The sequence below is a fragment of the Staphylococcus sp. KUGN1 genome (assembly GCF_045984185.1).
GTDB classification, from domain to species: domain Bacteria; phylum Bacillota; class Bacilli; order Staphylococcales; family Staphylococcaceae; genus Staphylococcus; species Staphylococcus warneri_A.
On record NZ_JBJQIL010000006.1, the window covers coordinates 14,542 to 38,016 of the forward strand.

At 32.6% G+C, this 23,475-nt stretch carries 29 protein-coding genes and 1 riboswitch; of the genes, 4 read left to right on the forward strand and 25 right to left on the reverse strand.

All coding sequences use genetic code 11. The features are described 5' to 3' along the window. Positions 1-14: 14 nt before the first annotated feature. Positions 15-1,085 (reverse strand): D-alanine--D-alanine ligase, encoded by a 1,071-nt coding sequence (locus tag ACJQQZ_RS11215; protein WP_002451634.1) that lies wholly within the window; start codon positions 1,083-1,085, stop codon positions 15-17. A gap of 358 nt (positions 1,086-1,443) precedes the next feature. Here ACJQQZ_RS11215 and ACJQQZ_RS11220 point away from each other — a divergent pair, with 358 nt between their 5' ends. Continuing rightward, positions 1,444-2,634 carry an FtsW/RodA/SpoVE family cell cycle protein gene (locus ACJQQZ_RS11220; protein WP_049425344.1) on the forward strand — a complete coding sequence of 397 codons (1,191 nt, stop codon included), beginning with the start codon at positions 1,444-1,446 and terminating at the stop codon, positions 2,632-2,634. A 137-nt stretch (positions 2,635-2,771) separates the two neighbouring features. Here ACJQQZ_RS11220 and ACJQQZ_RS11225 read toward each other — a convergent pair whose 3' ends face one another. The 3 genes from ACJQQZ_RS11225 to csoR form a co-directional block, all read right to left on the reverse strand. Next, entirely contained in the window at positions 2,772-2,909 is a 138-nt protein-coding gene (locus tag ACJQQZ_RS11225; RefSeq protein ID WP_002451636.1) for an Lmo0850 family protein, read from the reverse strand. Positions 2,910-3,048: 139 nt separating this feature from the next. After that, entirely contained in the window at positions 3,049-3,255 is a 207-nt protein-coding gene (gene csoZ, locus ACJQQZ_RS11230; protein ID WP_002451637.1) for a putative copper chaperone CsoZ, read from the reverse strand. Positions 3,256-3,265: 10 nt separating this feature from the next. Then, positions 3,266-3,559 (reverse strand): copper-sensing transcriptional repressor CsoR, encoded by a 294-nt coding sequence (csoR, locus tag ACJQQZ_RS11235; protein WP_124227715.1) that lies wholly within the window; start codon positions 3,557-3,559, stop codon positions 3,266-3,268. Positions 3,560-3,747: 188 nt separating this feature from the next. Between csoR and cls the strand changes: the two genes are divergently transcribed. After that, the gene (cls, locus tag ACJQQZ_RS11240; protein ID WP_124227716.1) at positions 3,748-5,232 is read left to right on the forward strand and encodes a cardiolipin synthase; all 1,485 of its coding nucleotides are present in this window, start codon (positions 3,748-3,750) and stop codon (positions 5,230-5,232) included. Between the two features lie 129 nt (positions 5,233-5,361). Next, positions 5,362-6,006: an HD domain-containing protein gene (locus ACJQQZ_RS11245; RefSeq protein ID WP_002451640.1), complete on the forward strand. Its 645-nt coding sequence runs from the start codon at positions 5,362-5,364 to the stop codon at positions 6,004-6,006. 39 nt (positions 6,007-6,045) lie between these two features. On the opposite strand, the gene yidC is transcribed toward ACJQQZ_RS11245, so the two are convergent. The 7 genes from yidC to ACJQQZ_RS11280 all read right to left on the reverse strand — a co-directional run bounded on the left by yidC (position 6,046) and on the right by ACJQQZ_RS11280 (position 11,798). Continuing rightward, positions 6,046-6,915, reverse strand: a complete 870-nt coding sequence (gene yidC, locus ACJQQZ_RS11250) for a membrane protein insertase YidC (protein ID WP_002451641.1) — start codon at positions 6,913-6,915, stop codon at positions 6,046-6,048. Between the two features lie 88 nt (positions 6,916-7,003). Continuing rightward, positions 7,004-7,645, reverse strand: a complete 642-nt coding sequence (gene thiE / locus ACJQQZ_RS11255; protein ID WP_124227718.1) for a thiamine phosphate synthase — start codon at positions 7,643-7,645, stop codon at positions 7,004-7,006. Continuing rightward, positions 7,646-8,437 carry a hydroxyethylthiazole kinase gene (thiM, locus tag ACJQQZ_RS11260; RefSeq protein WP_002451643.1) on the reverse strand — a complete coding sequence of 264 codons (792 nt, stop codon included), beginning with the start codon at positions 8,435-8,437 and terminating at the stop codon, positions 7,646-7,648. Next, a complete protein-coding gene (gene thiD, locus ACJQQZ_RS11265) occupies positions 8,430-9,251 on the reverse strand; it encodes a bifunctional hydroxymethylpyrimidine kinase/phosphomethylpyrimidine kinase (protein WP_002451644.1) in 822 nt (273 codons plus the stop codon). Before thiD ends, thiM begins: the two co-directional genes overlap by 8 nt. Then, a complete protein-coding gene (tenA, locus tag ACJQQZ_RS11270; RefSeq protein WP_002451645.1) occupies positions 9,244-9,933 on the reverse strand; it encodes a thiaminase II in 690 nt (229 codons plus the stop codon). The genes thiD and tenA overlap by 8 nt, the downstream gene beginning before the upstream one ends. A gap of 76 nt (positions 9,934-10,009) precedes the next feature. After that, a riboswitch (TPP riboswitch) is annotated at positions 10,010-10,111 on the reverse strand. A 162-nt stretch (positions 10,112-10,273) separates the two neighbouring features. Next, a complete protein-coding gene (locus tag ACJQQZ_RS11275) occupies positions 10,274-11,005 on the reverse strand; it encodes a transglycosylase family protein (protein ID WP_124227720.1) in 732 nt (243 codons plus the stop codon). Between the two features lie 415 nt (positions 11,006-11,420). Continuing rightward, positions 11,421-11,798, reverse strand: coding sequence for a single-stranded DNA-binding protein (locus tag ACJQQZ_RS11280; protein WP_107532713.1), 378 nt, complete (start codon positions 11,796-11,798; stop codon positions 11,421-11,423). A 187-nt stretch (positions 11,799-11,985) separates the two neighbouring features. Between ACJQQZ_RS11280 and ACJQQZ_RS11285 the strand changes: the two genes are divergently transcribed. After that, positions 11,986-12,426: a YwpF-like family protein gene (locus ACJQQZ_RS11285; protein WP_002451648.1), complete on the forward strand. Its 441-nt coding sequence runs from the start codon at positions 11,986-11,988 to the stop codon at positions 12,424-12,426. A 46-nt stretch (positions 12,427-12,472) separates the two neighbouring features. Here ACJQQZ_RS11285 and fabZ read toward each other — a convergent pair whose 3' ends face one another. The 14 genes from fabZ to upp all read right to left on the reverse strand — a co-directional run bounded on the left by fabZ (position 12,473) and on the right by upp (position 23,471). Continuing rightward, on the reverse strand, positions 12,473-12,913 hold the full coding sequence (gene fabZ / locus ACJQQZ_RS11290; RefSeq protein ID WP_002451649.1) for a 3-hydroxyacyl-ACP dehydratase FabZ: 441 nt from the start codon (positions 12,911-12,913) through the stop codon (positions 12,473-12,475). Positions 12,914-12,956: 43 nt separating this feature from the next. Next, positions 12,957-14,222, reverse strand: a complete 1,266-nt coding sequence (gene murA, locus ACJQQZ_RS11295) for a UDP-N-acetylglucosamine 1-carboxyvinyltransferase (RefSeq protein WP_002466773.1) — start codon at positions 14,220-14,222, stop codon at positions 12,957-12,959. A 111-nt stretch (positions 14,223-14,333) separates the two neighbouring features. Further along, positions 14,334-14,567 (reverse strand): DUF1146 family protein, encoded by a 234-nt coding sequence (locus ACJQQZ_RS11300; protein ID WP_002451651.1) that lies wholly within the window; start codon positions 14,565-14,567, stop codon positions 14,334-14,336. A gap of 151 nt (positions 14,568-14,718) precedes the next feature. Further along, positions 14,719-15,123 carry a F0F1 ATP synthase subunit epsilon gene (locus ACJQQZ_RS11305; protein WP_002451652.1) on the reverse strand — a complete coding sequence of 135 codons (405 nt, stop codon included), beginning with the start codon at positions 15,121-15,123 and terminating at the stop codon, positions 14,719-14,721. A 19-nt stretch (positions 15,124-15,142) separates the two neighbouring features. Beyond that, positions 15,143-16,555 carry a F0F1 ATP synthase subunit beta gene (gene atpD / locus ACJQQZ_RS11310; protein ID WP_002451653.1) on the reverse strand — a complete coding sequence of 471 codons (1,413 nt, stop codon included), beginning with the start codon at positions 16,553-16,555 and terminating at the stop codon, positions 15,143-15,145. A 21-nt stretch (positions 16,556-16,576) separates the two neighbouring features. Continuing rightward, on the reverse strand, positions 16,577-17,443 hold the full coding sequence (atpG, locus tag ACJQQZ_RS11315) for an ATP synthase F1 subunit gamma (protein WP_049423687.1): 867 nt from the start codon (positions 17,441-17,443) through the stop codon (positions 16,577-16,579). A gap of 30 nt (positions 17,444-17,473) precedes the next feature. Further along, complete coding sequence (atpA, locus tag ACJQQZ_RS11320) at positions 17,474-18,982, reverse strand: F0F1 ATP synthase subunit alpha (RefSeq protein ID WP_049423690.1); 1,509 nt, start codon at positions 18,980-18,982, stop codon at positions 17,474-17,476. Positions 18,983-19,004: 22 nt separating this feature from the next. After that, positions 19,005-19,544 (reverse strand): F0F1 ATP synthase subunit delta, encoded by a 540-nt coding sequence (locus ACJQQZ_RS11325; RefSeq protein WP_145506731.1) that lies wholly within the window; start codon positions 19,542-19,544, stop codon positions 19,005-19,007. Further along, the gene (locus ACJQQZ_RS11330; protein ID WP_002451657.1) at positions 19,544-20,065 is read right to left on the reverse strand and encodes a F0F1 ATP synthase subunit B; all 522 of its coding nucleotides are present in this window, start codon (positions 20,063-20,065) and stop codon (positions 19,544-19,546) included. The genes ACJQQZ_RS11325 and ACJQQZ_RS11330 overlap by 1 nt, the downstream gene beginning before the upstream one ends. A gap of 95 nt (positions 20,066-20,160) precedes the next feature. Further along, positions 20,161-20,373 (reverse strand): F0F1 ATP synthase subunit C, encoded by a 213-nt coding sequence (gene atpE / locus ACJQQZ_RS11335; protein WP_001048816.1) that lies wholly within the window; start codon positions 20,371-20,373, stop codon positions 20,161-20,163. Between the two features lie 40 nt (positions 20,374-20,413). Beyond that, positions 20,414-21,142 (reverse strand): F0F1 ATP synthase subunit A, encoded by a 729-nt coding sequence (gene atpB / locus ACJQQZ_RS11340; RefSeq protein WP_002451658.1) that lies wholly within the window; start codon positions 21,140-21,142, stop codon positions 20,414-20,416. 25 nt (positions 21,143-21,167) lie between these two features. Then, positions 21,168-21,518 carry an ATP synthase subunit I gene (locus ACJQQZ_RS11345; protein ID WP_002451659.1) on the reverse strand — a complete coding sequence of 117 codons (351 nt, stop codon included), beginning with the start codon at positions 21,516-21,518 and terminating at the stop codon, positions 21,168-21,170. Positions 21,519-21,682: 164 nt separating this feature from the next. Next, positions 21,683-22,801: a non-hydrolyzing UDP-N-acetylglucosamine 2-epimerase gene (gene wecB, locus ACJQQZ_RS11350; protein WP_037552380.1), complete on the reverse strand. Its 1,119-nt coding sequence runs from the start codon at positions 22,799-22,801 to the stop codon at positions 21,683-21,685. A gap of 40 nt (positions 22,802-22,841) precedes the next feature. Continuing rightward, positions 22,842-23,471, reverse strand: a complete 630-nt coding sequence (gene upp, locus ACJQQZ_RS11355; protein ID WP_124227721.1) for a uracil phosphoribosyltransferase — start codon at positions 23,469-23,471, stop codon at positions 22,842-22,844. Positions 23,472-23,475: the final 4 nt, after the last annotated feature.

Genomic DNA, 23,475 nt, shown 5'->3' on the forward strand with positions numbered 1-23,475 from the left:
TCAAGCAACCTCGTTTAATCTATTTTATATTTATTTTTCTTTTTATCTTCGTGTCTTTCTTTAGCTAAATCTATTAATTTTGCAATTAAATCTGCATATGAAAGACCCATGTTTTCCCATAGACTTGGATACATACTAAAAGACGTAAAACCTGGCATTGCATTTGTTTCATTAATATAAATTTGATTATCTTCAGTAACAAAGAAATCTGCACGTACTAAACCTGAACAGTCCGTAGCTTTAAATGCTTCTAATGCCATATTTCTTAAAGTCATTTGTACATCTTGATCTAAATCTGCAGGGATTTGTAATTGTATTTTTCCATCTTTATATTTTGATTTATAATCATAAAACGCTACATCTTTAACAACCTCACCTGGCCATGTTGTTTCAGGATAGTCATTGCCTAAAACTGCAACTTCTATTTCACGTGCATTAACACCTTGTTCTATCACTAATTTACGGTCAAATTGGAATGCTTCTTTAATACCTGATTTTAATTCATCTTCATTATTACATTTACTAATACCTACACTTGAACCTAAGTTTGCAGGTTTAACAAATACTGGGTAACTTAATTTATCATTAACTAATTTAAGAATATTATTCTCATATTTTTCAAATTCACTTCTTAAGAAACTAATGTATGGTAATTGTGGTAACCCTCTATGTTCAAACAATTGTTTCATAACTAGTTTATCCATTGAACTTGATGCTGCTAAAACACCATTTCCTACATAAGGAATGTCGAGCACTTCGAATAATCCTTGAATTGTACCATCTTCTCCATTTGGGCCATGTAATAATGGAAACACAGCATCATATGATTGTCCTAAACTTCCCTTACTTAATAATTGAGAAATTTCACCGGTAGGAATATTATCGATTCTTAAATCCTCTGTTGATTCAATTTCACTAGTGATGTTATCTTGTTTCTTCCATTCACCGTCATTTGTTATATAAATAATATCAACTTGATATTTATCTTTATCAATCGCATTTAATACATTCTGGGCAGTTAAGATTGATACATCATGTTCTGCACTTTTTCCTCCGTAAACGATACAAATATTTTCTTTTGTCATTTCGTTTTTCCTCCAATAAACGCTATGGAATAACGTCTTATCATTTTAATATCTACTTTTAAATATATGTATTTTTAATATACAAAGTCTTCTCTGAAACTTAATATTATCATATTTGATAGGACTTTTGCATTTTATAATCTATTAATATAAATGGAAAAGTTACTTAACCTAACCAATCTTCACTCTAAATATATCATTTGAAATAAAATGGTTAGTTCATTTGGACTTGATATTCTAGCAAATTTCTATAAAGTCATGTAAAATCGTTATATAATTATGGATGATAGATGAATGATTATCAATATTGATAATTCATTACCAAATATCTCATCACGTGTAGTAAAAGGAGTAAATTATGAAATATTCATCCCGTCAACAGCCTAACAAACATTGGCTACTTAAAGTAGACTGGATTTTAGTAGCAATCATTACATTGTTAGCTATATTAAGTGTTACATTAATTAGTTCTGCCATGGGCGGTGGACAATATAGTGCTAACTTTGGAATCAGACAAATAATGTACTATATTCTAGGCGCAATAATGGCCATAATAATTATGTTTATTTCACCTAAAAAAATAAGAAATTATACATATTTGCTTTATGGAATTTTTTGTATTTTATTATTAGGACTTTTAATATTACCTGAAACACCTATCACACCAGTTATTAATGGTGCCAAAAGTTGGTATAGCTTTGGACCAATTAGTATTCAACCTTCTGAATTTATGAAAATTATACTTATATTGGCTTTATCTAAAGTAGTGGCACGACATAATCAATTTACTTTTAACAAGTCATTTCAATCTGATTTGACATTATTTTTCAAAATCATAGGTGTTTCTATTATTCCAATGGCGTTGATTTTATTACAAAATGATTTAGGAACAACGTTGGTTATTTGTGCAATCATTGCCGGAATCATGCTAGTTAGTGGTATTACATGGAGATTACTTGCACCTATCTTCATTGCGGCAATCGTAATTGGTTCGTCAATTATACTTACTATTCTTTTCAAACCATCATTAATAGAAAATTTATTAGGTATAAAGATGTATCAAATGGGACGAATCAATTCATGGTTGGATCCATACTCATATAGTAGTGGAGATGGTTATCATTTAACCGAATCACTAAAGGCCATTGGTTCAGGTCAACTATTTGGTAAAGGTTATAATCATGGTGAAGTTTATATACCTGAAAATCATACCGATTTTATTTTCTCTGTGATAGGCGAAGAAATGGGATTCATAGGATCAGTTATTCTCATTTTGTTATTTTTAATTTTAGTCTTTCATTTAATTAGATTAGCTAGTCGGATTAATGATCAATATAATAAAGTATTCATTATAGGATATGTATCACTAATTGTTTTCCATGTTTTACAAAATATTGGAATGACAGTTCAATTGTTACCAATTACTGGTATTCCTTTACCATTCATTAGTTATGGTGGTAGCTCATTATGGAGTTTAATGACTGGAATTGGTGTCATCTTATCCATTTATTATCATGAACCTAAAAAATATGAAACTTCAAAAGAATAATTTATATCAAATAAAAATAGAGTCAGTCCGTGAAAGGACTGACTCTATTTCTTTACTAAAAAATCGCCCTTTTGAAACGACGACTCACATTTACAATTTAAGTGCACTTACTAACCAAAATCCTAAATCAAGTTCACTTATTTACATTCGTGACTGATTTGATTTGTTGTAGGTAACGTATTAATAATGTCTAAACGAGATTTAGTTTTTTTAATATTTACACCTAATGATGATAATAAACTGACTACATTTTGAATTTTCTCTGAATTCTTCACTAATAACACCTCGTTTGGTTGACTTCATAACTAATCATACCCCAATTCAGACTACTTTACTACATGATTTTTAAAATTTAATATAATCTTTACTTTTTATAACTTAAAAATATGTTCAATAAACTGAATTTGCGTATTATCAATAGAGGACTTTATATCCAGCATCATAAATTTCTTTTTCAATACTATTTAAATTCGCAGGTGTTTCAAATTCTATTGAAATGTTTCCAGTATTGATATCGATTTCAACTTGATATACACCTATCATTTCAGTTAAAAGATTTTTTACAGATTCAGATTGTTCTTGTGTTTCTATACCAGCTGTATAAACAATTTTTTGTTGCACTTAATATCCCTCAATCTTTCATAAGTTTTTGAAAAGTAACGAGTAGCTCTTCCATTGCCTCTTCTTGATGTCCTTGATTAACTTTTTCTGCAATACAACTTTTCATATGTTGTTCTAATAATTTAGTAGCTACGCTATTTAATGCAGAACGTGTAGCTCTGATTTGAGTTAACACATCATCGCAATATACATCTTCTTCTATCATTTGATTAATAGCTCTCACTTGACCTTCAATACGGTTTAATCTCGATTTTAAATTTGCTTTACTTTGTTCAGAGTGATGCGCATGATCTTGTTCTGTCACTTGAGTCACCTCTTTATTGATTTCCCTACTATCCTACTTCTCTAATACTATTTAGTCAATAATAGAAACACTTATTAATACAATCAGTATAATGATAAAAAGATGACTTCATGGTACAATTATGTAGTTAAAAACTTTTGTTAAATCAATTAAATTTTAATACAAATAATATAATAAGGAGGTATTTTATGGTCGAAATATTCACGATGACTTTCGCTCATTCCAATCTTATTATCAATATTATTTTGATTGGTGCTTTTATTTTGAACTTAGCCTTTGCCTTTACCATTATTTTTATGGAAAGACGTAGTGCTAATTCAATATGGGCATGGTTATTAGTCCTTGTATTTTTACCTTTATTAGGTTTTATATTATATCTACTTTTTGGCCGTCAAATTCAAAGAGATCACATTTTCACATTGGATAAAGACGATAAAGTTGGCCTTGAAATGATTGTTGATGAACAACTTAAAGCCATAAAAGATAAAAACTTTTCAAAGGGAAATCATCAAATTGTTAAGTTTAAAGAAATGGTTCAAATGTTGTTATATAATAATGCAGCTTTTTTAACAACTGATAATGATTTAATGATATATACTGACGGTCATCAAAAGTTTGATGATTTATTAGAAGATATTAAAAATGCTAAAGATTATATACATATTCAATATTATATCTTTCACAGTGATGAACTTGGAAAGACCATTTTAAAGGCTTTAGAAGATAAAGCTGAAGCTGGTATTGAAGTTAAAATGTTATATGATGATATGGGTTCAAGAGACTTAAGGAAAAAGGATTTGAAAGCATTTCGTGAAAAAGGTGGTCATGCAGAAGCTTTTTTTCCATCGAAACTTCCACTTATTAATTTACGAATGAACAATCGAAATCACCGTAAAATCGTTGTGATAGACGGTAAAATAGGATATGTGGGTGGATTTAACGTTGGTGACGAATATTTAGGTAAATCTAAAAAGTTTGGATATTGGCGCGATACACATTTACGTGTTGAAGGAGATGCAGTTAACGCTCTTCAATTAAGATTCATCCTAGACTGGAACTCTCAATCTACACGTGACAATATTACTTACGAAGAACGCTATTTCCCAGATGTCAATTCAGGTGGTACTATTGGAATACAAATCGCTTCTAGTGGTCCAGATGAAGAATGGGAACAAATTAAATATGGATATTTAAAAATGATTTCTTCTGCTAAAAAATCAATTTATATCCAATCACCTTATTTCATTCCTGACCAAGCTTTTTTTGATTCAATTAAAATTGCTGCACTCGGGGGTGTAGAAGTCAATATTATGACTCCAAATATGCCTGATCACCCTTTTGTTTATTGGGCAACTCTAAAAAATGTAGCTTCCCTCTTAGAAGCTGGCGTCAACGTATATCAATATAATAATGGATTTTTACATTCCAAAACATTAATTATTGATGATGAAGTCGCAAGTGTTGGTACTGCCAATATGGACCATAGAAGTTTCACGCTAAATTTTGAGGTGAATGCCTTTATATATGACGAAGGTATTGCTCGTTCTTTAAAACAAGCCTTCATTGATGATATGAAAGTTTCCGATCAATTAACTAAAGAAAAATATGAATCGCGTAGCTTATGGATCAAATTTAAAGAAGGTATATCACAACTCTTATCACCCATTTTATAATACAGTATTCACAATAAATAAGATTTTATCGATTGTATAGATAAACAAATATATGTAATTAGAATAAATACAAACCTGAGACCCATACCTATTGTTGTCTCAGGTTTTCATTATGAAAGGATGAATTGAATGAATAATGAAGAACGAATTCAAATGGCTTTCAGATATATGCAAGCATTTCATAAAAATGATTATAGTGGTCATGATGTTGAACATGTTAATCGTGTACACGCATTAGCAAAGTATATTGCTAAGAAAGAAGGTTTTGAACATTCATTTATCATTGAACTCTCAAGTATACTACACGATACGATTGACCCTAAATTAGTAAATGAACAACAGGCTAAAGCTAAATTAATAGAGTTTTTAAGAGAAATTGAATTATCTGAAGATGATCAAACTCATGTTATACATATTATTGAGAATATGAGTTATAAGAATGGTTCAAACAACTATATTGAATTATCAACTGAAGGTCAAATTGTCAGAGATGCCGACCGTCTAGATGCCATTGGTGCTATTGGTATTGCTAGAACATTTCAATTTGCAGGTTATTTCAATGAACCAATGTGGACGGAAACAATAATGCCTAATGATTTTAGTGAATCAACTCTAACACAATTACCACCTTCTGCTATAAAACACTTTTATGAAAAATTATTTAAACTTAAAGATTTAATGCATACTCAAACTGCTAAGCATATTGCAGCACAACGTCATGAATTTATGAAGTCATTCGTTTCCCAGTTTTTTGACGAATGGCACTATATATAAGAAAAACCAGCAAATCAATGATTTGCTGGTTTATTTAAATTATTTTTTATTTTTCTTAGATACGACTTGAGTATTTTTACCTTTTTTATTTGATGACTTACCGTCTTGATCAAATTTTTCAAGTAATGGTTCAACTTCTTTTTTAGCAAGTTTAGAATAGTACATATTAGCAAAATGTGTTTGTACAACTAAGAATGCTGCACTGACTGACCAATATAAACCTAATGCTGATGCTGAACTTAACGCAATCCAAATAATCATAATAGGTGATACAATCATCATCATATAACCCATTTGACGTTGTTCTTGAGGCATCGTTTTACTTGAAACATATGCTTGTATAAAGTAAAGCACACCTGCAATAATTGTAATCCAAATATCTGGTTTAGTTAAATTAAACCATAAAAAATGAGGGTGTACAGATAAGCCATTAACTAACTTGTCCTTAAGTACAAAGTATAACCCCATGATAATAGGCATTTGAATTAGCATCGGTAAACAACCCAACATGCTCTTCATTGGATTCATATCATATTTTTTATAAACTTCCATTAATTCTTGGTTAGCAGCCATTTTCTCTTCTTGAGTACGTGCACGTTTAACCTTTTCCTGAATACCATCTACTTCAGGTTTAGCAACTTTCATTTTTTCACGCATCATATGACTATTTTTGTAGTTTGATAACATGAATGGAAGTAACACAAGACGAATAACAAATACTAAAATGATAATAGCTAAACCATAATCATTGTGTAAAACATCGTTACCCAACCACTGTAATAAGTGTTTCATTGGATCAACGAACGTATTATAGAAAAATCCACTACGAGCTCCAGGTTTTGAATAATCACAGCCTGCTAAAAAGACCATTAAACCTAAAAACAAAGGTAGCAACGCTTTTTTCTTCATTTTTCCACCTCTATTGTAATATTCACATAGGATTTATTCTATCATACTCATACTCTAGGATAAAACAAAAAGTGGAAAAAATTAAAGATTAATTGAAATATTTCTTGAATTCATTAACAGTGTTGTCAATATTATTACTTTTGCTAATTGCTGAAATCACTGAAATGCCATCAGCACCTGCATTTGCAATGAGGGCAACATTCTCCTCATTAATACCTCCAATAGCAACCATAGGAAAATCACCCATTTTTTGTCTTAACTGTGTAATCATATCTGGACCTACTGGAGCACTAGCATCACTTTTAGATGGTGTTTCAAACATTGGTCCAACTCCGATGTAATCAACATTAGTGAGATCTGATTTTTCATACTCATTTAAATTTCCAACACTTAGACCGATAATCTTTTCTTGAAAATCATTTGCAAGAGCTCGAACATCTTCATCATCTTGACCAACATGTATGCCATCAGCATTAATGCTCTTGGCTAATGAGACATCATCGTTAACAATAAATGGTACATCATATGATTGACATAGAGCTTGTAATTCTTTAGCTAATTTTTCTTTCTTCGAGCCAGTTAAAGCTTTATCACCTTTTTCTCTAAATTGAAACATCGTAATGCCAGCTTCTAAAGCTTGTGTTAGGATACCTTGAATAGTTTGGTGTTCAGGTATATCTTGGGTGCCACATATAAAATATATTTTTAAATCTGTTGCTTTAAATGACATTTATTCAACCTCTTCTTTTCTAACATATTTTTCAAAGGTTTGATAATCCAATAAATACATTTGATCTAGTAATTCTGGTAAAAATGAGCCAGGACCTTTGACATGATCTGCGTTTTCAGCAATTTCACCAGCTATATTATAAAAACTAACCGCTTCTACAAGTGTTTCTTGTTGAGGATGATTATTTCTAAATAAGAAACTAGTAATAATTCCACCTAATAGGCAACCAGCACCTGTAATTTTAGCAGACATAGGAGAACCATTTGAAAGTTGAGTCACTTTGCCATCTTGAACTACAATATCTTCTTTACCTGTGACTACAATTGCAGTGTGATATTTTTGATGAGCTTTCTTGGCAATTTCTATTGCATTTAGTGAACTATCTCCATCAGTCCCCTTCATTGTTGTATTGGTATCAATGAGTGTCAATATTTCTGAAGCGTTCCCTTTAATCACTGCAACTTTTACTTCACTTAAAAAGTTTTTACAAAAATCTTTTCTATATTGTGACGCTCCTACTGCGACAGGATCAAAAACAATTGGTGTACCAAGTTGATTTGCAATTTTACCTATCTTAATTAAATCTGCTTCATTATTATGCGTAAGCGTACCAATATTAATTAGTAATCCACTTGCAACTTGATAAAAATCTTCAGCCTCTTCTGGTGCCTCGCTCATTGCCGGACTTGCACCAATACTTAATAGACCATTTGCAGTAAAATTCTTAACTACATCGTTCGTATAACAAACAATTAAAGGATTCTCATTTCTAAGCTTTTCTAAATTATTCATCATCTAAACCTACTTTCTTTAGATACGCAAAATGATTGACTGGGCCACGACCTTTACCAATCTCAGGGGTATATTTGATACTCAAAGAAATAAATGTTTTAGCTTTTTCAACTGCTTCATAAATACTACGACCTTTAGCTAATTCAGCAGCAATGACAGCTGAAAATGTACAACCTGTTCCATGAGTATGTTTAGTATCAAATCGTTCATCTTCAAATGTGTATACGCCATCTTTTGTAAATAAAAAATCTTTAGCATTATTTAAGTCGGCAGAATGTCCACCTTTAATGATTACACCTTTGCTGCCAATGTCATTGATAAATATATCTCCTGCTTTTCGAATGTTTTCTTCAGTATCAATCTTTATACCAGTGATTTCTTCCGCTTCTGGAATATTAGGTGTAACAACATCAGCTAAAGGTAATAATGTACTTTGCAACTTTTGTTTGGTTTGATCATCCATCAACGAATCCCCACTTTTGGCTAGCATAACAGGATCAATCACGTATGGAATTGTAGGATAATCTTCTAAATAACTTTTGATTAATTGCATCGTCTCTTCTGTAGCAATCATCCCTGTCTTAATTGCATGAGGAAGTTCATCATTAAATACACTATCCAATTGTTCTTTAACCCATGATGTCTCTAGATTATGAATATGTTCTACGCCCATCGTATTTTGAGCGACAATACTCGTTATTGCTGCCATTCCATAAACGCCGCAAGAATGAAATGACTTCAAATCAGCCATTACTCCAGCACCGCCAGTTGGATCAGTACCTGCAATAGTTAAAGCAATTTTAGGTTTATTCATATTTGTCACCTCTAAAATTCCATTTTTCATCTACGTAGGCCATATTGAAAAAGTTTCTTTCATGAATAGTACTTTGTAAGAAATTCTCCTTAATCTCTTCTTTTTCTTCTGAAGTACAATTCTCTGTTAAACGATCCATTAATTCATCAAATAAATTTACTAGTGCATCCATTTCTGTACTATAAAATTCAAACCAATTAGACGTAATTGAATCTTTATTAAGTTGATTGTCTTTTATCGCTCTTTTACCAATTACCGCATATACATATGGACATGGTGCCATTGCTGCAATCGTATATGCTGCATTTTCATGTGCATAGGCATTATAGTACATATGCTTAATATAATGATCACCACTTGGTGGCCATACTTTTTCTTTAACAATCTCATGATATGGTTCATTTATGAATGAAGCTAAAATTTCATGTGCTTCTACTTCTCCTTCTAATAAAAATTCAATCTGTTCCACTAAAAATTTAACGTCATCCATATTATGCACTTTAGGAATTAATAGTGCATATAGATTAGCAAACTCTTTTAAGTAAGATGCATCTGCACGTAGATATTGTCTTACCGCTTGTTTAGATAATTCACCATGTAATAAATCTTGTATGAAACCATCATTATAAATATCCTCAATAATAGGTTCTGCTGCCACTCTTAAATCTTTAGAAAAACTCATAAAATTTCCTCCTTGAAATAAAAAAACTACTTTCCAAACTGGAAAGTAGCAAAATTAAGGCACGACCTAATACCGTTAATATGTTACACTACTTTCCTCCGTTGGTACTAACCAAATCAGGTTTTAAGGGTCTGAATTAAATTCATCTCAGCCTTTATAGGCGCCCCTAGTAGTTCTATTTTTAATCATTTTCAATTATTACAATAGCAAATGTAACACATAAATTCAATTATTAAAAAATGTATAACAATATACCTTTTAATAAACATATAACTAAGTCAAACTATTTACCAACTAAAAAACACCCTATCTAATGATAAGATGTTTAATAAAAATTAAATTATGCAGTTACCCATTGGCTTGGGCCAGCTGTATCGTATAATTTTTGAGCTGCTGCGTCTTGAACATGTTCAGGAGCGCTAGAAGCTGGTTGACCTTTGTACTCAGCTGGAGCTACTGAATCCCATGTAGATTGTAAGAATTGATACTTACCTGAAGCACCTGATGATGGGTTTGTAGCGTGGATGTCGCCACCTGATTCACGTTGTGCGATTTGTTTTAAGTGATCATTTACGTTTACTGATGAACCACTTGAAGCTTCACTTGAGCTTGACTCATTGTTTGAAGTAGTAGCTTCTTGTTGTGGTTGTTGAGTTTGCTCAGTTTGTGGAGCTGAAACTTGTTCAGGTTGAGCTGAGTTTGATTGTTGTTGGTTACTTACTTCTTCTGCAGAAGTTTGGTTAGTTGATGCTGAAGCTTGTTCACTTACATCTTGTTGTGGTTGAGCTTGAGTATTTGAAGCTTCATTTGATTGACCAGATTGGTGGAAATCCCATGAGAAGTTTGTACCATCTGATTCAAAATGATATGTGAAACCATTATAATCGAATGTATAGTTATAAGCGCCTTCTTGGATAGGGCTTTCATTTAATGATTGATCATTTGATTGTGCTTTTTGAGCTAATTCAGCTTCGTTGATATTTGCTTCACTTGCGTGTGCGTCGTGTCCAGCGTTACCTGCTACAACGCCTAATCCTACTGCTAATGATGATGCGATAATTGTCTTTTTCATTATTAAAAAATCCTCCTAAAAGTGATTTGTTTTCTTTAACTAATTTACAAATACAACTTTAACATCTATAAATACACTGCAGGTTACAGCCAAATAAAAAAGGAAGCCTTTTTTTTACGTCCTAATTACATCGTTTAGAGGTGTAATATTAATATATATACCTTTTGAAAACTGCCATGACAGTTTATAAAGGTTATATATCTGTGATATGTATGTAATAGAAATGAAATCTATCAGATAATTCTGACGCAAATATGTCATTTTTAAAGTAAAATATGGATACAAAAACGACCTTTTTCTATTTAAAAAAATTAAAAAAGGTCGCTTGAGTATAATTGAAAGATGGTAATTTATATTAAGATAGGATAAAAGTATAAATAATTGGGAGTTATTGAATAATTAATGGCTGTCTAACCTATATGAAGCATTCATTTTGTGCTTCATTATATTCATTAGAGAGGATATTGGATTCTTTTGTCTTAGAGGACATAAATTTAATTGTTTCTACATAAACTTCAGTTACAAAATGTGTCTGATTATCTTTTTCATACTTACGTGATCGCATTTGGCCAGTAATACCTACTAAAGATCCTTGAGATGTAAACTTTTCAATATTCGTAGCTGTTTTCCCAAAGGCTTTGCAATATAGATAATCGCATGCGATTTCATTATTCTGATCTTTATAATTTCTTTCCGTAGCAACGCAAAATGTTGCTACTTTACTACCTTCCTCCTTTTCATAAATTTGGGCATCCTTTGTAAGTCTACCAACTAAAACTATTTTATTTAACATGTGTCACCTCCTCTTAAGTTATATAATAATCACATCTCTTTATACCGTCAAAAAGCTATTTTATCGAAAGATATAGCTATTCACCCTTCATATTTGATATATTTAAAGAAAATAATCAATATTTAAATCAGTTGATTAATAATAAATCACTTTTTGTAAATATATAAATAAATGGGATGTGGACTTTATGAAGACATTTAAAGCTGTACGTTTTCAAATTGTAAGTGAAAATGGCGGTGTAACCGAATATGAATTAGAAGATGGCGTGATTATAAATAAGGAAGGTAGTGGAACAGGATGGCTTTTAGAAATTGTCATTTCTAATGAACACTATCATACATTTAAAGATTATATGGATAGTGATCAATTGTTAGATATACGTGTGGTCATAACAAGACCTGCCAATGATCCAGCATTATTTGATGCTACTGTGAAAAGTGTAACTCAGTTTGAAAAGACTATGTCAATAGTATTCGAATGTCATATTTATACCCTTAGACAAGTCTACGCAGAAAGCTTACTAGAAGAATTAGTAGATGATGGGCTAACTGGTGAAGAACTAAAGAAAACATTTAACCGTATGATGCAATCTAAGCCTAAACTTAAAGATGAAAAATTCGAGAGGTAAATTCAAAAACCTACACTCATGTTCAAACATGAGTGTAGGTTTTGTTTTACTTAGCATCTTGAATTGCAAAAGTTAATTCACAACTACATGCTAATTGACCATCTACTGTTGCTTTAGCAGTACCTTTACCAATTGGTCCTTTAATTTTTGTTATTTCTACTTCTAACATAAGTGTATCACCAGGAGTTACTTGTCTTTTAAAACGACATTTATCTATACCTGCAAAAAGCGCAATCTTACCTTTATTTTCTTCACTATTTAACATAGCCACTGCACCAGTTTGGGCCAATGCTTCTGTAATTAATACACCAGGCATTACAGCATAATCTGGAAAATGCCCTTGGAAGAATGGTTCATTACCTGAAACTTGTTTTAATCCCACACAACGTTTACCTTCTTCGTATTCTACAACTCTATCTATCAGTAAAAATGGTTGTCTATGTGGTATGATTTGTTTGATTTGATTATAATCGAAAATTGTTTCCATGATGTTTAACCCTCCAAGTTTGAACAAAAGTTAATACTTTAAATTAATCATTAATACGTTCGATATTAGCACCTAATGATTTTAATTTACCATGTAAATCTACATAACCTCTATCTAAATGTTTTAATTCAGTAACTTGAGTTGTACCTTCAGCTACTAAACCAGCTAATATTAGTGCCGCTGCCGCTCTTAAATCAGTTGCTTTGACTTGTGCACCTTGTAAATCACTCTTACCTTCGATTTTAGCACTTCTACCTTCAACGTCGATATTAGCGTTCATTCTACGGAACTCTGCAACATGCATAAATCTGTTTTCAAAAACTGTTTCTGTAATTACTTTATGGCCATTGGCAGTTAATAATAATGCCATCATTTGAGATTGCATATCTGTAGGGAAACCAGGGTGCGGTAATGTTTTTACGTCTACAGGTTTTAAATCTCCTTCAGCAGATACACGAATACCATCTTCTTGATAATCTAATTTGACGCCCATTTCTTCTAACTTATAAACTAAGCTAGACATATGTTCTTTAATAGCACCACGAACAAAAATATCTCCTCGTGTAATTGCACCAGCGATAAGTAAAGTACCCGCTTCAATTCTATCTGGAATAATAGAATGCTCTACACCTGTTAAATATTCAACACCGTGGATTGTAATAGTGTCAGTTCCAGCACCCGTAATTTTTCCGCCCATTTCATTTATATAATTAGCTAAATCAACAATTTCAGGTTCTTTAGCAGCATTTTCTAATACTGTTTTACCGGATGCTAATGACGCTGCCATAATTAAGTTTTGCGTTCCACCTACACTTGGGAAGTCCAAATGAATTGAAGCACCTTTTAAACCATCTTTTGCATTTGCATAAATGTTTCCATTTTCTAAATGTATTTCAGCTCCTAGTGCCTCGAAACCTTTGATATGTTGCTCAATTGGACGACTTCCAATCGCACAACCACCTGGTAATGCTACTATTGCATGTCCTAAACGTGCCAATAAAGGACCCATAACTAAAATACTTGCACGCATCTTACTTACATATTCATACGGTGCCTCTTCATTTAAAGTTTTTGTAGCATCTACTACAACTGCATTTTCATCTTTTTTATATGTAACATCTGCATTTAATGTTGATAATACATTATTAATTGTTTCTACGTCACTTAATGCAGGTACATTAACTAATTTACTTGTACCTTTAGAAGCTAATAGTGAAGCTGTTAATACAGGTAAAACTGCATTTTTAGCACCTTCTACTTTAACTTCGCCTTTTAATTGGTTACCACCATTAATTACTATTTTATCCATCTTAAATCCTCCACTTAAATCTCCTAGTTATTTACATTTCCCTACTATATAAAATCTATTATTCATTAATATATTATATCCGTTTTTCAATATGAAAAAACCAAAAACGCACTATTTCATTATATATTTTAATTGAGTGGAAAACTGTAATAAATCAATTATGAAATTACTCACACTCGTTCCCAACATGATAGCTATAAATATCATACAAATTTGAACTTGTGTAGCATAACCTTTTTTAAAAAATTGGTCTAGACGAATTGCATTTAATGCCCAATATGCAATACATATACATATCACATGTAATACCAAATGTATGATTGCAAACTGTCCAAGATAATCCATAGTTAACTCCTTAGAATTGATTACTGTATAACATTGTACATGAAAAAAGTTAATAATGATACTACAATTAACTGCAAATAATGGAAGATTTATATGTATAGTAAAAGGCTTGGAAACACCACATCTGGTCAATTTCCAAGCCTTTTATCATTTATTTAAGTTCAGCCACACGTAAACGGTTATTTGCTCGTTCTAACGCTCTTTTGGCTCTATTAATGTCACTATTATCATCATCATTATCTAAATGCGATTCTGCTCTTGATTTAGCTAATTTAGCTCTTTCAACATCAATTTCAGTAGCAGTTTCAGCTGTTTGGACAATAATTGATAGTTGATGTTGTCTAACTTCTACAAACCCATCACTAACTGCTATATATTCATTTCCATTATGAAAATTTACTTTGACATAGCCAGTCTTTAATGCAGAAACGGTTGGAATGTGTCCATTCATCACACCCATTTCGCCAGCTGTAGTTTGTAAAACAGCTAGTTCTACATCATCTCGTTCATAGACAGAACCATTAGGAGTGACAATATTTAGGCTTAATGTATTCATTATCCATACCTCCTAATTATTAGACTTCAACACCCATGTCTTTAGCTTTCGCAATAACGTCTTGCATGCTACCTACTAAGCGGAATGCATCTTCCGGAATATGATCATATTTACCTTCTAAGATATCTTTAAAGTCCGCTACAGTTGTTTTAACAGGAACGTAAGATCCTTTTTGTCCAGTGAACTGTTCTGCCACGTGGAAGTTTTGTGATAAGAAGAATTGAATTCTACGTGCACGTTCTACAGTTTGTCTATCTTCTTCAGATAATTCATCCATACCAAGAATTGCAATGATATCTTGTAATTCTCTGTATTTTTGTAATGTAGATTGAACGCCACGAGCAACTTCATAATGCTCTTGACCAACAATAGATGGTTCTAATGCTCTAGAAGTTGATGCTAATGGGTCTACTGCCGGATAAATACCCATTTCAGTTAACTTACGCTCTAAGTTTGTAGTTGAGTCTAAGTGTGCAAAGGCAGTTGCTGGAGCTGGGTCAGTATAGTCATCGGCAGGTACGAATACTGCTTGGATAGATGTTACAGAACCTTTATTTGTAGATGTAATACGTTCTTGTAATTGACCCATTTCAGTTGCTAATGTTGGTTGATAACCAACCGCTGAAGGCATACGACCAAGTAATGCAGATACCTCAGAACCAGCTTGTGTAAATCTGAAAATATTATCGATGAATAAAAGTACGTCTTGCCCTTGTTCATCACGGAAGTATTCAGCCATAGTTAAACCAGATAAAGCTACACGCATACGTGCACCAGGTGGTTCATTCATTTGTCCGAATACCATCGCTGTTTTCTTAATTACACCACTATCACTCATTTCATAGTATAAATCATTACCTTCACGAGTACGTTCACCTACACCCGCGAATACTGAAATACCACCATGTTCTTGTGCAATATTGTTAATTAATTCTTGAATTAAAACGGTTTTACCTACACCGGCACCACCAAATAGTCCAACTTTACCACCTTTAATGTATGGTGCTAATAAGTCTACTACTTTAATACCTGTTTCAAGAATTTCTACTTCAGTAGATAATTCATCGAAACCTGGTGATTGTCTATGGATTGGATCACGACGTACTGAATCATCAATTTTCTCTTCTAAGTCAATTGTTTCACCTAGTACATTAAATACTCTTCCAAGCGTTTCATCGCCAACAGGTACACTAATATCTTTACCTGTGTCTTTAACATCCATGCCTCTTTGAACACCATCAGTTGAATCCATTGCAATTGTACGTACAACATCATCACCTAATTGTAGTGCAACTTCTAATGTTAAGTTTAACGTTCCGTCTTCTTTTGGAACTTCAATAATAAGGGCATTATTAATATCAGGGACTTCGTTATGTTCAAAACGAACATCAATGACAGGACCCATAACTTGAGTTACACGGCCAATTCCCATGCTATTTTCCTCCTTTTAATTTTATTCAAGTGCTGCTGAACCACCAACAATTTCAGTGATTTGTTGCGTGATAGCTGCTTGTCTAGCTCTGTTATATTCTAATGATAAGTCATCAATAAGTTCTGTAGCATTATCAGACGCATTTTTCATTGCTGTCATACGTGAAGCATGTTCACTTGCCTTAGCGTCTAATATCGTACCGTATATTAAGCTTTCTACATATTGCGGTAAGATAACACTTAAGATAGATTCTTTATCAGGTTCAAATTCATATGTAGACATATGACCATGACCTTGACTTGAATCTTCTTGAGATAATGGAAGAACCTTTTTAGTAGTAGGTTTGTTTTCTAACACACTTACATAATGACTATAATATATATTTAACTCATCAATATTTTCTTCACTGTATAAATCAATTGCATGTTTTGCAAGAGCTTGAATAGATTTAAATGAAGGTTGGTCTGGTAAATCAACTAGTGAACTTTCGATTTCATAACCACGTGTTTTTAGGAAATCAACACCTTGTTGACCTAATACCACAATACTATATTCACTACTATCATTATGCTTTTGTTTGATGTCAGTTACTAATCTTTTAAGTACATTAGCACTGTACGCACCAGCTAAACCTTTATCACTTGTGATAACAAGATAACCACTACGTTTTACATCTCTTTCTTTAAGCATAGGATGGCTAGAACTTTTATTTGATCCAGCTACAGCTGTAATAGCATCTTGCATTTTATCCATATAAGGCTTGAATTGTTTAGTATTTTTCTCCGCTCTACGTAATTTAGAACTTGATACCATGTTCATCGCCTTAGTAATTTGCTTCATCTTTTTGGTTGATTTTATACGTGTATCTATTTCTTTTAAAGAACCCACTATCTCACCACCTTTAATTACTATTCTTTATTATTCAGATTTACTAAAACTTTTTTTGAATTCCGTAATTGCAGTATCAAATTTATCAGCATCTGGTAAGCCACCAGTTTCTCTGATTTCTGATAATAAATCAGTTGCATTTGAAGCTGCCCAGTGGTTTAGTTCGTCTTCAAAACGAGTAATATCTTCAACTGGAATATCGTCTAAATATCCTTTTGTTAATGCGAAGATGATTAATACTTGATTTTCAACAGGAAGTGGTTTGTTTTGATCTTGTTTTAAGATTTCAACTGTACGTTTACCACGCTCTAATTTTCTAGCTGTGAATTCATCTAAATCAGAACCAAATTGAGCAAATGATTCTAATTCTCTATAAGAAGCAAGGTCTAATCTTAAAGTACCCGCAACCTTCTTCATAGCTTTAATTTGTGCTGAACCACCAACACGTGATACTGATTGTCCAGCGTTAATCGCAGGTCTTACACCTGAGAAGAATAAGTCAGATTGTAAGAAAATTTGACCATCAGTAATTGAAATAACGTTTGTTGGAACATAAGCAGAAATGTCTCCAGCCTGAGTTTCAATGATAGGTAACGCTGTAATAGATCCTCCGCCTAAGTCATCGTTCAATTTAGCTGCTCTTTCAAGTAATCTACTATGTAGGTAGAAAACATCACCTGGATACGCTTCACGACCTGGAGGTCTACGTAATAATAATGAAAGTTCACGGTAAGCTGATGCTTGTTTAGTTAAGTCATCATACACGATTAATACGTGCTTACCATTAAACATGAACTCTTCACCCATTGTTACACCTGCATATGGTGCAATGTATAGTAATGGAGCAGGTTCTGCTGCTGATGCTGAAACAACGATTGTGTAATCTAAAGCTCCAGCTTGTCTTAATTTTTCAACGTTCGCTCTTACTGTTGAATCCTTTTGACCAATTGCAACATAGATACAAATTGTATCTTCAGTTTTTTGGTTTAAAATTGTATCAATTGCGATTGTTGTTTTACCAGTTTGACGGTCACCGATGATTAACTCACGTTGACCACGACCAATTGGTACTAATGCATCAATTGCTTTAATACCAGTTTGTAAAGGTTCATCAACTGACTTACGATCCATAACTCCAGTTGCTTTCTTCTCTACTGGTCTAGTTTTAGTAGCATTGATTGGACCTTGTCCATCAATTGGTTGACCTAATGGATTTACTACTCGTCCAATAAGTTCCTCACCTACTGGTACTTCCATAATACGTCCAGTACGTTTAACTTCGTCCCCTTCACTAATTTCAGTGTATGGTCCTAAGATAACCACACCAACATTAGATTCTTCAAGGTTTTGTGCTAAACCAAGCACGCCGTTTTGGAATTCTACTAGCTCACCAGCCATAACGTCGTTTAGTCCGTGAATTAATGCGATACCATCACCAATTTGTAATACTGTACCAACATCTGTAACGGACATTTCTGACTCATAATTCTCAATTTGTGAGCGAAGTAATGCACTGATTTCTTCAGCTTTTATGGCCATCTATGTCACTCCTCTTTATTAATTAGTTAGCTCTTTTAAATTTACGTTGTAATTGAACAAGATCATTTTTAACACTGCCATCCATAACAGTCGTGCCGACCTTAACTCTAAAACCACCAATTAAGTCTTGATTAATTTTAGTATTCACAATTACTTTAGATAAGTTTGTTTGTTGTTTAACTAGTTCAACGATTTTAGAAATTTCATCATCGTTTAAATCATAAGTAGATTCTATTAATGCGAAATCTTGATTATTATGTTGATTATACTGAGATTGAAAAGCTTTAAATACATCTTCAATATATGAAATATGACGATTTTCGGCTAATACTTTTAACATGTTAACAATATATTGATTAGCGTCACCATAAACATTTTCTAAAAAACTTTGACGTTTTTGTAATGTTAATTTCGGATTACTATCAATAGCTTTTAAGTCTTTAATATAATCGAAAGAGGAATGACTAATTACTTCCAATTCCTCATAAATATTATCTAATTGATTTGTATCTGCAGAAACATCGAATAATGCCTTTGCGTATTTATCAGCGATTTTTGCCATTATTTATCGCCTGCCTCTTTTAGATACTTTTCAACTAATTCTTTTTGATCTTGCTCTGAAATTTCTTTTCTAAGAACCTTAGAAGCAATTAAAACAGATAGTTCTGATACTTGATTATTGATATCTGCAATTGCACGTTCTTTTTGACTATTAATTTCACTTTGAGCTGTTTCAATCATGCCGTTAGCTCTCACATTAGCTTCATGAATGATTTCTTCATGTTGTTTACGAGCTTGAACTTTCGCATCTTCTAGAATTCTTTGAACTTCATCTTGAGTTTCTTTAAGTGTCTGTTTATTTTCTTCTTCAAGTTTTTGTGCATTTAATTTAGCTTGTTCAGCATCGTCGATATCTTTGTTAATATCACGTTCACGTTTGTCCATTACTTCTTTTAATGGACCCCAAGCAAACTTTTTCAATAACGCTAATAGGATAATAAAAGTAACGATTTGTACAATTACAGTACCCCACTCAACGCCTGAAGCTGCACCAATAACGAACATATTAGCTGTTGCAGTCACGGGATCATGACACTCCTTTCGTCAAAATAATCATTAAGCAATAAAAAATAAAACGAACGGCGAGAGTCTAATAGACTTCGCCTTAAATAAATGTCTTATCCAGCAAATGTCATGAATGCAATTACAACACCGATGATAGGTAAAGCCTCAACTAAACCAACACCAATGAACATAATACCCATTAATTGACCACGAGCTTCTGGTTGACGTGCTACACCTTCTACTGTTCTAGAAACGATAAGACCGTTACCAATACCTGCACCTAATGCTGATAAACCAATTGCGATTGCCGCTGCGATTAAATTCATAATAAATTTTCCTCCTAAGATTGTATATAATTTTTAAAATTTAGTGTCCATCTGCCACTTTATGTGACATGTAAACCATTGAAAGCATAATGAAGATATATGCTTGGATTGAACCTACAAAGATTGAGAATCCTTGCCAAACAATTAAACCAGGAATACCAATGATCCAACCCCAAGCTGGTTGATTTGTTACAAGTCCAGCTAATAGGCTAAGTAATAACTCACCTGCAAAGATATTACCATATAAACGTAGTCCAAGTGTTAGGGTTGAAGTAAATTCTTCAAAGACGTTTATAATTGCAAGTGGCCAAAACGGTTGAATGTAACCTTTAAAATAATTCTTAGTACCACGCATTTTAATACCATAAAAATGTGTTAAAAGAATTACTGTTGTAGACAATGTCAATGTAACTGTTGCATCAGCTGTCGGTGATTTCCACCATAAATAGTGGTCTTTAGTTACAATTGAGAATGGTAAACCTAGCATGTTTGCAATAAAGATGTATAAAATCAAAGTCACTGCTAAGAAGTGAAAATGTCCACCTTTTTTCCATGCCATATTACCTTCAATGATTCCTCTAACAAAGTCAAAAATCCATTCAATGAAATTTTGTTTGCCAGTTGGTCGTTTCTTCAGATTGCGTGTGCAAATAATAGCTAATAGAAAAACGATCACTGCAGTAATTAGCACCATCATTACACTTGCCATGTTAAAAACAAGGTCAAAGCCGAAAACATCCCAACTTACTTTCGGATGTTTATGATCCATATTCTCACCTCTTTCGTATTGAATTTTACTCCCTATTAAGTAGAGGGCGACATATGATTACAATATAAGAAATCATTAGCCCTATTAACACCCCGATGATATTGATGTGATCTTTAAAGAAAAACCAAATTGAACACACAACTATAGCGACTAAATATCTCCACATGTTGCCTGTAGATATATGATTAGTATCTGCTTTCTGTGCGTGGAATAAATAACTCTCAAAGATGTATGTATTGATTAAAGAACCACATGTGCCAATAATCAATCCAAGTAAAAATGGATGGGGTGAAAAGAGATACAATATACCTAATAATATCAATAAATAAAGATAATATTGTATATATTGTTTAAAAATGATGTAGAAACGACCCATTTGTTTGCCTCCGAGTGTCTTATACAATCATGTAAACCGTTCCACTCATACAATCTAAATGATAATATAGTGGCCACAACGGTGTCAATTCTATTCAAATTGTTGTTAAATTTTAAGGCAAAATTGTCACAAATTGGCCACATTTAAACGGTATACATTTTTTATTAATTGAAATCTGTTGGTTTTTCCTTTGTTAAATTAAAATAATACTTTATATGATTCACTATTCTTTCAGAAGATTTACCATCTCCGTATGGATTTTTAGCATTACACATGCATTGATAGGCTTGCTGATCTTCTAAAAGTTGCTTAGTTTCTTTATAGACATTATCTAATGACGTACCTACTACTTTTAATGTGCCAGCATCAACGCCTTCAGGTCTCTCAGTATTATCTCTTAAAACTAATACCGGTTTGTGTAATGAAGGTGCCTCTTCTTGAATACCACCAGAATCTGTAAGAATTATATATGCTTGTTTAGCAAAATTATGAAAATCTAACACATCTAATGGTTCAATGAGTTCTATTCTTTCGTGATTCCCTAAAATTTCTTGAGCGATGTTTCTAACTTTAGGATTCATATGAACTGGATATACAACTACTAATGCTTTATCTTCTTCCACAAGTTTTCGAACAGCCTTAAAAATATTTTCCATTGGCTCTCCAAGATTTTCTCTACGATGAGCAGTTAGTAACAAAATTTTCTTGTTTTTGTGCTTTTCAAGTATCTCAGATTGATAATCATCATTAACTGTATAATTCAAAGCGTCAATTGCAGTATTTCCAGTCACTACAACTGTTGTTTCTTTCTTACCTTCATCTAACAGATGCTTTTTGGCATTTGAGGTAGGTGCAAAATGAATATCAGAAAGTACACCTACCATTTGTCTATTCATTTCCTCAGGATATGGTGAATATTTGTCAAAACTTCTCAAACCTGCTTCAACATGGCCAATCGGTACTTGATTATAAAATGCTGCTAAACTTCCTGAAAATGTAGTTGCTGTATCTCCATGAACTAATACCATATCAGGATTAATACGCTTGATTATTGACTCTAATTCCATCATAGCTTTTGATGTAATTTCTGAAAGTGTCTGACCTTCTTTCATGATATTTAAGTCATAATCAGGTTGTATATCAAATGTGTTTAATACAGAATCTAACATTTCTCTATGTTGTGCTGTAACGACTACACATACTTCTAATTGATTATCATTTTCTATTGCTTTGACTAGTGGCGCCATCTTGATAGCTTCCGGTCTAGTCCCAAAGATTGTCATAATTTTTTTCTTCAAACGTATCTATCTCCGTTTTCATTATCTATTTAGTACCAAATAATCTATCTCCTGCGTCACCTAATCCTGGTGTGATATAAGCTTTATCATTAAGTTTCTCGTCTAAAGCAGCAATATAAATATCAACATCATCATGTGTTTCTTTCATTTTTTCTACACCTTCTGGTGCTGCTATTAAACACATAAAACGAATATTTTTGGCCCCTTTGTTTTTTAATGAAGTAATAGCCTCAATGGCAGAAGCTCCAGTAGCTAACATAGGATCTACAACAATAATTTCACGTTCATCAATATCTTGAGGCATTTTAGAGAAGTATTCTACCGCTTCAAGAGTTTCGGGATCTCTATAAAGTCCAATATGGCCTACTCTAGCTGCTGGTACTAAACTTAAAATACCTTCTGTCATACCTAATCCTGCTCTTAATATAGGTACAATAGCTAATTTTTTACCTGCTAAACGTTTAGCTGTCATTTTAGTTACAGGTGTTTCAATTTCAACATCTTGTAACTCTAAATCTCTTGTTACTTCGTAAGCCATAAGCATGCCCACTTCATCAACTAGTTCTCTAAACTCTTTCGTTCCTGTATGAGCCTCACGAATATAACTTAATTTATGTTGTATTAATGGATGATCAAATACATGTACTTTACTCATTTTC

Excerpts from the sequence above, each read along its gene's own strand:
- tenA (WP_002451645.1), bottom strand. The coding sequence starts at position 9,933 with ATGAGTTTTTCTAAAGATTTAAGAGTGGCAGCAGAACCTATTATTGAG.
- thiM (WP_002451643.1), bottom strand. The coding sequence starts at position 8,437 with ATGAATAATTTAGAAAAGCTTAGAAATGAGAATCCTTTAATTGTTTGT.
- thiD (WP_002451644.1), bottom strand. The coding sequence starts at position 9,251 with ATGAATAAACCTAAAATTGCTTTAACTATTGCAGGTACTGATCCAACT.
- atpB (WP_002451658.1), bottom strand. The coding sequence starts at position 21,142 with ATGGATCATAAACATCCGAAAGTAAGTTGGGATGTTTTCGGCTTTGAC.
- ACJQQZ_RS11285 (WP_002451648.1), top strand. The coding sequence starts at position 11,986 with ATGAAGACATTTAAAGCTGTACGTTTTCAAATTGTAAGTGAAAATGGC.
- atpA (WP_049423690.1), bottom strand. The coding sequence starts at position 18,982 with ATGGCCATAAAAGCTGAAGAAATCAGTGCATTACTTCGCTCACAAATT.
- fabZ (WP_002451649.1), bottom strand. The coding sequence starts at position 12,913 with ATGGAAACAATTTTCGATTATAATCAAATCAAACAAATCATACCACAT.
- thiE (WP_124227718.1), bottom strand. The coding sequence starts at position 7,645 with ATGTCATTTAAAGCAACAGATTTAAAAATATATTTTATATGTGGCACC.
- ACJQQZ_RS11300 (WP_002451651.1), bottom strand. The coding sequence starts at position 14,567 with ATGGATTATCTTGGACAGTTTGCAATCATACATTTGGTATTACATGTG.
- ACJQQZ_RS11280 (WP_107532713.1), bottom strand. The coding sequence starts at position 11,798 with ATGTTAAATAAAATAGTTTTAGTTGGTAGACTTACAAAGGATGCCCAA.
- yidC (WP_002451641.1), bottom strand. The coding sequence starts at position 6,915 with ATGAAGAAAAAAGCGTTGCTACCTTTGTTTTTAGGTTTAATGGTCTTT.
- ACJQQZ_RS11220 (WP_049425344.1), top strand. The coding sequence starts at position 1,444 with ATGAAATATTCATCCCGTCAACAGCCTAACAAACATTGGCTACTTAAA.
- ACJQQZ_RS11215 (WP_002451634.1), bottom strand. The coding sequence starts at position 1,085 with ATGACAAAAGAAAATATTTGTATCGTTTACGGAGGAAAAAGTGCAGAA.
- cls (WP_124227716.1), top strand. The coding sequence starts at position 3,748 with ATGGTCGAAATATTCACGATGACTTTCGCTCATTCCAATCTTATTATC.
- atpE (WP_001048816.1), bottom strand. The coding sequence starts at position 20,373 with ATGAATTTAATCGCAGCGGCAATCGCAATTGGTTTATCAGCATTAGGT.
- upp (WP_124227721.1), bottom strand. The coding sequence starts at position 23,471 with ATGAGTAAAGTACATGTATTTGATCATCCATTAATACAACATAAATTA.
- ACJQQZ_RS11245 (WP_002451640.1), top strand. The coding sequence starts at position 5,362 with ATGAATAATGAAGAACGAATTCAAATGGCTTTCAGATATATGCAAGCA.
- ACJQQZ_RS11345 (WP_002451659.1), bottom strand. The coding sequence starts at position 21,518 with ATGGGTCGTTTCTACATCATTTTTAAACAATATATACAATATTATCTT.
- ACJQQZ_RS11275 (WP_124227720.1), bottom strand. The coding sequence starts at position 11,005 with ATGAAAAAGACAATTATCGCATCATCATTAGCAGTAGGATTAGGCGTT.
- ACJQQZ_RS11325 (WP_145506731.1), bottom strand. The coding sequence starts at position 19,544 with ATGGCAAAAATCGCTGATAAATACGCAAAGGCATTATTCGATGTTTCT.
- wecB (WP_037552380.1), bottom strand. The coding sequence starts at position 22,801 with ATGACAATCTTTGGGACTAGACCGGAAGCTATCAAGATGGCGCCACTA.
- atpD (WP_002451653.1), bottom strand. The coding sequence starts at position 16,555 with ATGGGAATTGGCCGTGTAACTCAAGTTATGGGTCCTGTCATTGATGTT.
- ACJQQZ_RS11305 (WP_002451652.1), bottom strand. The coding sequence starts at position 15,123 with ATGAATACATTAAGCCTAAATATTGTCACTCCTAATGGTTCTGTCTAT.
- murA (WP_002466773.1), bottom strand. The coding sequence starts at position 14,222 with ATGGATAAAATAGTAATTAATGGTGGTAACCAATTAAAAGGCGAAGTT.